This window comes from Stenotrophomonas sp. P5_B8, assembly GCF_054049855.1.
On record NZ_JBFULO010000186.1, the window covers coordinates 1 to 7,245 of the forward strand.

Here is a 7,245-nt window from a genome sequence, read left to right on the forward strand (position 1 = left end):
CATCGGCACCCAGCCCCGATCGACCAGCACGCGCGCACCGTCGTCGCTGCGGAACGGCTGGTAGACCTTGATCCCGGCGCGGCCTTGCCGGGTCTGGTTGTCGAGCAGGATCAGGCCGGGCAGGAACGTTCCCTGGTCCTCGATCCAGCGCAATACCGGCGGGGCGGCCAGTGCCTGGCCCAGTTGCATGCTCTGCGCGCGTGCCGGCACCTGCTGGGCCAGCAGCGCCTCTTTCTGGTGCATGCGCTGCAGTTGCCAGCGGCCGAGCTGGCAGAAGCACACGATCACCACGACCGCCGCCACCCAGCCAATCAGGCGTGTGTGCTTGCGCATCATGACAACGGCGACCAAACGCGGTGATATAGGCGTACCCGCCCTGCCATCGAGCCGCGCATGAATGATTCGTTGAAGACCCTGCTGGTAATCGCGTTTCTGATCGTCATCGTCTGGAATCTGGGCGCCGGGCTGTATTACCTGCTGGTCGATCGCGGCCAGACCAAGCGCACCGTCAATGCGCTCACCCGCCGCATCGCGGTGTCGGTGGCGCTGATCGCGCTGGTGGCCATCGGCATCTACACCGGCTGGATCAAACCCCACGGCATCGGCGGCTGAAACCGCACCCGCGTCGGTGCGGCACGGTGTCGCCCCGACGCTACAGCACGTAGACGAACAGGAACAGCATCAGCCACACCACGTCCACGAAGTGCCAGTACCAAGCAGCCGCCTCGAAACCGAAATGGTTGTCGCGGGTGAAGTGCCCCTTGGCCGAACGCAGCCACATCACGCCGAGCATGATCGTGCCGAGCAGCACGTGCGCGCCGTGGAAGCCGGTGAGCATGAAGAACGTCGAACCGTAGATGCCCGAGCCCAACGTGAGGTTGAGTTCCTTGTAGGCGTGAATGTATTCCTCGGCCTGCAGGGTAAGGAAGAACACGCCCAGTACGACGGTCAGCCCCAGCCAGATCAGCAGCTGGCGGCGATGGCCAGCCTTGAGCGCGTGGTGGGCGATGGTCAGGGTGACGCCGGAGGTGAGCAGGATCAGCGTGTTGATCAGCGGCAGGCCCCAGGCCGGAATGGTCTGGAAGTAGCCACCGATCGCGCCCGGGCCATTGGTCGGCCACGCCGCCGAATAGCCGGTCCACAACAGCTCGTTGGTCATCACCCGGTCGCCCTCACCGCCCAGCCACGGCAGGCCCAGGTTGCGGGTGTAGAACAACGCGCCGAAGAACGCACCGAAGAACATCACTTCGGAAAAAATGAACCAGACCATGCCCATGCGGAACGAGCCGTCGACCTGGCGGTTGTAGCTGCYGGCCTGGGATTCGCGCACCACATCGCTGAACCACCAGAACAGGGTCAGCACCAGCATCGCGATGCCGGTGTAGAAGGTCCACTTGCCCCAACTGGAATCGTTGAGCCAACTGGCCACGCCAACCATGGTCACCATCATCGCAATGGAACCGATGAACGGCCATTTGCTGTGCGTGGGCACGAAATACACGGTGGCATCGGGACTTTGCTGGGCCATGGTCTCAGGATCCGGTGCGTATCAGGGAGCGGCGTGCGCGCCAACCGGCACCGCAGCGGCGGCGGGCAGCTGCGCGGACAGCGCGTCGTTCTTKTAGAAGGTATAGGACAGGGTGATGGTCTTGATGTTGGCCGGCAGGTCCGGGTCGACGATGAAGCGCACCGGCATGTCGCGCTTCTCGCCGGCCTGCAGGGTCTGCGCGGTGAAGCAGAAGCACTCGGTCTTGCTGAAGTAGCCCGACGCCTTGGCCGGTGCCACCGACGGTACCGCGCTGCCGACCAGCGCGCGGTCGCTGTCGTTGCGCGCGAAGTACAGCGCTTCGTTGAGCTCGCCGGGCACCACGTCCATGGTCAGTTGCTCGGGATGGAACGCCCAGGGCAGCTTGGAGTTGACCCCGCCATCGAATTCCACCCGCACGGTGCGCTTGCCGGTGGTGACCGCGCCGCCGGCAGCCGCACCCGGACCACGCTCCAACCGCACGCCGAACACCTTCTCGCAGGCGATCCGGTACAGCGGCACCAGCGAGAAGGTCAGCACGAACACCGCCAACGCCACCCCGATCAGGCGGGGCAGCCCCGCCGTGCGCGAGGGAGTGGCCGGGCGGACCTCGCTCATCGCCCGATCACCCCGCTGAGGATGAAACCGACATACACCGCCACCGCCACCAGCCCGACCTTCCAGGCGGTGCGCTGCGCGCGGCGACGTTGCAGGGCCTGTGCATCCAGGGAGTTCGAAGGGGAGTCCATGTGGGCCTCAGTGGGTCACGTCGTCGTGGGCCAGATCACCCGGGCGGATGGTCGGCGGCGTGGTGAAGGTATGTGCCGGCGCGGGCGAGGGAATCGTCCATTCCAGTCCACGTGCGCCTTCCCAGGCGCGGGCGGCGGCCTTCTCGCCGTTGCGCAGCGAGGCCAGCAGGATCGCGGCCATCATGAAGGGCGTGGCGAACATGCCGAACGCACCGATCGAGCTGATCATGTTCCAGTCGGCAAACGCCACGCTGTAATCGGGGATGCGCCGCGGCATGCCGGCCAGGCCGAGGAAGTGCTGCGGGAAGAACAGCAGGTTGACGAACACGATCGACCACCAGAAATGGAACTTGGCCCACTTCTCGCTGTACATGCGTCCGGTCCACTTGGGCCACCAGTAGTACACCGCCGCGATCAGCGCGAACACCGCGCCGGTCACCAGCACGTAGTGGAAGTGCGCCACCACGAAATAGGTGTCGTGGTACTGGAAGTCGGCCACCACGATGGCCAGCATCAGCCCGGAGAACCCGCCGATGGTGAACAGGATGACGAAGGCCACCGCCCACAGCATCGGCGCTTCGAAGGTGAGCGAGCCGCGCCACATCGTGCTGACCCAGTTGAACACCTTCACGCCGGTGGGGATGGAGATGAGCATCGTGGCGAACATGAAGTAGATCTCACCGCCCAGTGGCATGCCCACGGTGAACATGTGGTGGGCCCAGACGATGAACGACAGGAACGCGATCGCCGCCACTGCATAGACCATCGCCTGATAGCCGAACAGCGGCTTGCGGCTGAAGGTGGGGATGATCTCGCTGACCACGCCGAACGCCGGCAGGATCATGATGTACACCTCCGGGTGGCCGAAGAACCAGAAGATGTGCTGGAACATCACCRGGTCGCCCCCGCCGGCCGCGTTGAAGAAGCTGGTGCCGAAGAACTTGTCGGTGAGCAGCATGGTGACCGCACCGGCCAGCACCGGCATCACCGCGATCAGCAGGAACGCGGTGATCAGCCAGGCCCAGCAGAAGATCGGCATCTTCAACAGGTCGATGCCGGGCGCGCGCATGTTGAGCACGGTGGCGATGATGTTGATCGCGCCCATGATCGAACTGATGCCGGCCACATGGATGGCGAACACGCTGAAGGCCACGTTGTAGCCGCCCTGCAGCGACAGCGGCGGGTACAGGGTCCAGCCACCGGCAGGCGCGCCACCGGGCAGGAACAAGGTGACCAGCAGCAGGCTGAAGGCCACCGGCAGCAGCCAGAACGACCAGTTGTTCATGCGCGGCAGGGCCATGTCCGGCGCGCCGATCTGCAGCGGGATCATCCAGTTGGCCAGGCCGACGAAGGCCGGCATCACCCCGCCGAAGATCATCACCAGTGCATGCACGGTGGTCATCTGGTTGAAGAACTCGGGCTTGACGAACTGCAGGCCCGGTTGCATCAGCTCGGCGCGGATCACCACGCTCATGGCCGCGCCGATGATGAACATGATGAAGCTGAAAAGCAGGTAGAGCGTGCCGATGTCCTTGTGGTTGGTCGAGAACAACCAACGCTCCACAAAGCTCTGCTGATGCCCGTGGTGCCCGTCGTGGTCAACTGCGGAATGCGCCATCGCAACTACACCTCACTGGATCCGGTGGTACCCGCGCCTGCCGGTTGGCAGGCGCGGCTCGATTTCAGGCGTTGCTGTCTGCCGGGGCTGCAGCGGCAGGTTCCGGCGCAGCCGCCGGAGCCGCCTCGACCGGGGCCGGTGCCGGTGCGGCCGGAGCAGCTTCCGGCGCCGGGGCCGGTGCAGGCTTGCGCGAGGCCAGCCACTTCTTGAAGTCTTCCTTGGACACCGCCTCGACCACGATCGGCATGAAGCCATGGTCCTTGCCGCACAGCTCGGCACACTGCCCACGGTAGACGCCGGGTTTTTCGATGTTGGTCCAGGCTTCGTTGATGAAGCCGGGAATGGCGTCCTGCTTCCAGCCCAGCGCCGGCACCCACMAGGCGTGGATGACGTCGTCGGAGGTGATCACGAAGCGCACCTTGGTATCCACCGGCAGCACCAGGCGGTTGTCCACCTCCAGCAGGTAGTGCGGATGCGATGCCAGCGTGGGCACCTTGCCGCTCTGCCGGACCCGGTCGGACTCGCGGTCCAGGCGACTGGTGAAGGTCACGTCCTCGCCCAGGTACTCGTACTTCCACATCCACTGGTAGCCGGTGACCTTGACGGTCATTTCCGAATCGCGGGTGTCGTAGAACTTGATCAGATTGGCCGTGGCCGGCCACGCCATCACCACCAGGATGATCACCGGGATCACCGTCCAGACGATTTCCGCCTTGGTGTTGTGGCTGAAGGTGGCCGCGACGGCGCCCTTGGATTTGCGGAACTTGAAGATGGCATAGAACATCGCGCCGAACACGAGGATGCCGATGATCGTGCACACCCACAGCGAGAACAGGTTGGATTCCCAGGCCAACCGCGAGCTCTGGGTCACCCCCTTGCCCATGTTCAACTGCCACGGTTTGGGGTCGGCCGCCTGGGCCCACGCCAATGCGGGCGCCAGCAGCGCGGCCCCGCTTGTTGCTGTCTTCCCGAACGTACTGCCCCACTTGATGCGTTGCTTCATTGCCTAGACCCTTAGCGTCGTCGGTTGCAGCCATCGCTGGCCGCGAGCAAGCCTTCTAGTTTCTGAGCCAGTGCCCTGCGTTCGGCCGGTGCGAGGAAAGCCCCCACTTCCACCTGCCTGCCACTGGACGCCAGCCGGACCCTCCGCTCGTCGGCGATCAGGCGTACCCAATGCGGGTGCGCGCTGAACACCGGCGAGTGCCCGGGTGCGGGGATGACCTCCACACACGCCGGAACCACCCGGATTTCTTCCTGCCGTTCTCCACTACGCCACACACTACGCAGTGCCGCTGCCAGCAACAGGCTGTACAGCAGCGCGAACAACGGGGCGAACACGTTGCCGGCCAGCCAACCCAGGCCGGCCGCCAACCCCATCCCCCCGCACAACACAGCAAACAACAGGACGAACTGCCGGGCATCGAGCGCCCGTGGGGGACGCAGCCGCAGTCGCGTCCCTGATCCGTCCGGAGCTGTCAGCACCTCGATCATGTCGCAACCGCGTTTTCCTGCCGCGGGAAACGTCTCGATGGTAGCCCTGCACTCGCGACAGTAGCAAGGGTCCATTCACACTTTCAGGAATGGTGCAACACAGCATGGACATCGGCGGCGCTTTTGCCGAAATCAGCACAAATTATGGCGACCCCGGCTAGTCCGGCGAATCCCTTTGTATGAAAGGCTATCGCCGCTATGGACAGCACGCCTGAATTTGCTTGCCGAGCTCAAAAAGCGATTAAAATGGTCAAGTTTTCCACGAGCCGACCGGCATGACCGCACCCTCCGCACCGATTCCTGCCCCGGCCCCGGCCGGCGCTCTCCGTCCGCCGCTGCTGTCGCCCGAGCTGCCGACGCCTCCCCCCGCGTTTCGTCAGGCCATCACCGATGCCTGGATGAAGGACGAGGCCAGCCATGTGCGCGAACTGCTGGAGCAGGCCCGCCTGCCGGCCGCCGAGCAGGCGCAGGTGCAGGCCGTGGCCGCCGACCTGGTCGCGCGCGTTCGCGTGCGCGCCAAGGACCAGGGCGCGATCGAAGCCTTCATGCGCCAGTACGACCTGGGCAGCGAAGAAGGCGTGCTGCTGATGTGCGTGGCCGAAGCGCTGCTGCGCATCCCCGACCAGGACACCGCCGACAAACTGATCCGCGACAAGCTCGGCGATGCGGACTGGAAAAAGCACATGGGCGGCAGCGATTCGGTGCTGGTCAACGCCTCCACCTGGGGCTTGATGCTCACCGGCCGCCTGGTGCAGATCAACGATGCCACCCGCGCCGACGTACCGGGTGCGTTCGCACGTCTGATCGGCCGCGTGGGCGAGCCGGTGATCCGCCTGGCCGTGCGCCAGGCGATGAAGATCATGGGCCACCAGTTCGTCATGGGCCGCACCATCGACGAAGCGCTGTCGCGCTCGCACAAGGGCGACAACGCCAACTACCGCTACTCGTTCGACATGCTCGGCGAAGGCGCGCTGACCATGAAGGACGCCAAGCGCTACCTGGAAGACTACCGCCGCGCGATCCACTCCATCGGCGGTGACCACAAGGCACGCGGCGGGCGCCCGGACGGCGACGTCAACGCTGCGCCGGGCATCTCGATCAAGCTCTCCGCGCTGTACCCGCGCTACGAGCACGCCAAGCGCGCGCGCGTCATGGCCGACCTGGTCCCGGGCGTGCTGGAACTGGCGCAGCTGGCCAAATCCTATGGCATCGGCTGCACCGTGGATGCCGAGGAAACCGACCGCCTGGAGCTGTCGCTGGACATCATCGAAGCGGTGGTCACCGGTGCCTCGCTGGTGGGTTGGGAAGGCTTCGGCGTAGTCGTGCAGGCCTACCAGAAGCGCACGCCGTACACGATCGATTACCTGGCCGATCTGGCCCGCCGCATCGGTCGCCGCCTGCAGGTGCGACTGGTCAAGGGCGCGTACTGGGACGCGGAAATCAAGCGTGCGCAGATCGACGGCCTGCCGGCCTACCCGGTGTTCACCCGCAAGCAGAACACCGACGTGTCCTACCTGGCGTGCACCAAGCGGTTGTTCTTGCATGCCGATGCGCTGTACCCGATGTTCGCCACGCACAACGCGCACACCATCGCCGCCGTCAAAACGATCGCCAAGGGTGGCCAGTACGAGCACCAGAAGCTGCACGRCATGGGCGATGACCTGTACGCCGAAGTGGTGCCGGCCGATCGCCTGAACGTGCCGTGCCGCGTGTACGCACCGGTCGGTTCGCATGAAGACCTGCTGCCGTACCTGGTGCGCCGCCTGCTGGAAAACGGCGCCAATTCCAGCTTCGTCAACCGCATCACCGACGACAGCGTGGCCATCGGCGACCTGATCCGCGATCCGGTCGAGGCGGTGTCC

9 protein-coding genes are annotated in these 7,245 nt (G+C 65.1%); 2 read left to right on the forward strand and 7 right to left on the reverse strand.

The features are described 5' to 3' along the window. A partial coding sequence (locus ACXJKH_RS11550; RefSeq protein ID WP_457319541.1) for an SURF1 family protein occupies positions 1-336 on the reverse strand: 336 nt, incomplete at its 3' end. A gap of 57 nt (positions 337-393) precedes the next feature. Here ACXJKH_RS11550 and ACXJKH_RS11555 point away from each other — a divergent pair. Beyond that, positions 394-612, forward strand: a complete 219-nt coding sequence (locus tag ACXJKH_RS11555; RefSeq protein WP_070208839.1) for a twin transmembrane helix small protein — start codon at positions 394-396, stop codon at positions 610-612. A gap of 40 nt (positions 613-652) precedes the next feature. Here ACXJKH_RS11555 and ACXJKH_RS11560 read toward each other — a convergent pair whose 3' ends face one another. The 6 genes from ACXJKH_RS11560 to ACXJKH_RS11585 all read right to left on the reverse strand — a co-directional run bounded on the left by ACXJKH_RS11560 (position 653) and on the right by ACXJKH_RS11585 (position 5,383). Beyond that, a complete protein-coding gene (locus ACXJKH_RS11560; protein WP_457319542.1) occupies positions 653-1,528 on the reverse strand; it encodes a cytochrome c oxidase subunit 3 in 876 nt (291 codons plus the stop codon). A gap of 21 nt (positions 1,529-1,549) precedes the next feature. Next, a complete protein-coding gene (locus ACXJKH_RS11565) occupies positions 1,550-2,143 on the reverse strand; it encodes a cytochrome c oxidase assembly protein (RefSeq protein WP_457319543.1) in 594 nt (197 codons plus the stop codon). Then, positions 2,140-2,274 carry a hypothetical protein gene (locus tag ACXJKH_RS11570; RefSeq protein ID WP_256775037.1) on the reverse strand — a complete coding sequence of 45 codons (135 nt, stop codon included), beginning with the start codon at positions 2,272-2,274 and terminating at the stop codon, positions 2,140-2,142. Before ACXJKH_RS11570 ends, ACXJKH_RS11565 begins: the two co-directional genes overlap by 4 nt. Positions 2,275-2,281: 7 nt before the next feature. Then, positions 2,282-3,892 (reverse strand): cytochrome c oxidase subunit I, encoded by a 1,611-nt coding sequence (ctaD, locus tag ACXJKH_RS11575; protein ID WP_457319544.1) that lies wholly within the window; start codon positions 3,890-3,892, stop codon positions 2,282-2,284. A 64-nt stretch (positions 3,893-3,956) separates the two neighbouring features. Next, positions 3,957-4,895, reverse strand: coding sequence for a cytochrome c oxidase subunit II (gene coxB / locus ACXJKH_RS11580; RefSeq protein ID WP_457319545.1), 939 nt, complete (start codon positions 4,893-4,895; stop codon positions 3,957-3,959). Between the two features lie 11 nt (positions 4,896-4,906). Then, the gene (locus tag ACXJKH_RS11585; RefSeq protein ID WP_256775034.1) at positions 4,907-5,383 is read right to left on the reverse strand and encodes a DUF2244 domain-containing protein; all 477 of its coding nucleotides are present in this window, start codon (positions 5,381-5,383) and stop codon (positions 4,907-4,909) included. A gap of 275 nt (positions 5,384-5,658) precedes the next feature. On the opposite strand from ACXJKH_RS11585, the gene ACXJKH_RS11590 reads away from it, so the two are divergent. After that, on the forward strand, positions 5,659-7,245 hold a 1,587-nt coding region (locus tag ACXJKH_RS11590), incomplete at its 3' end, for a proline dehydrogenase family protein (RefSeq protein ID WP_457319546.1).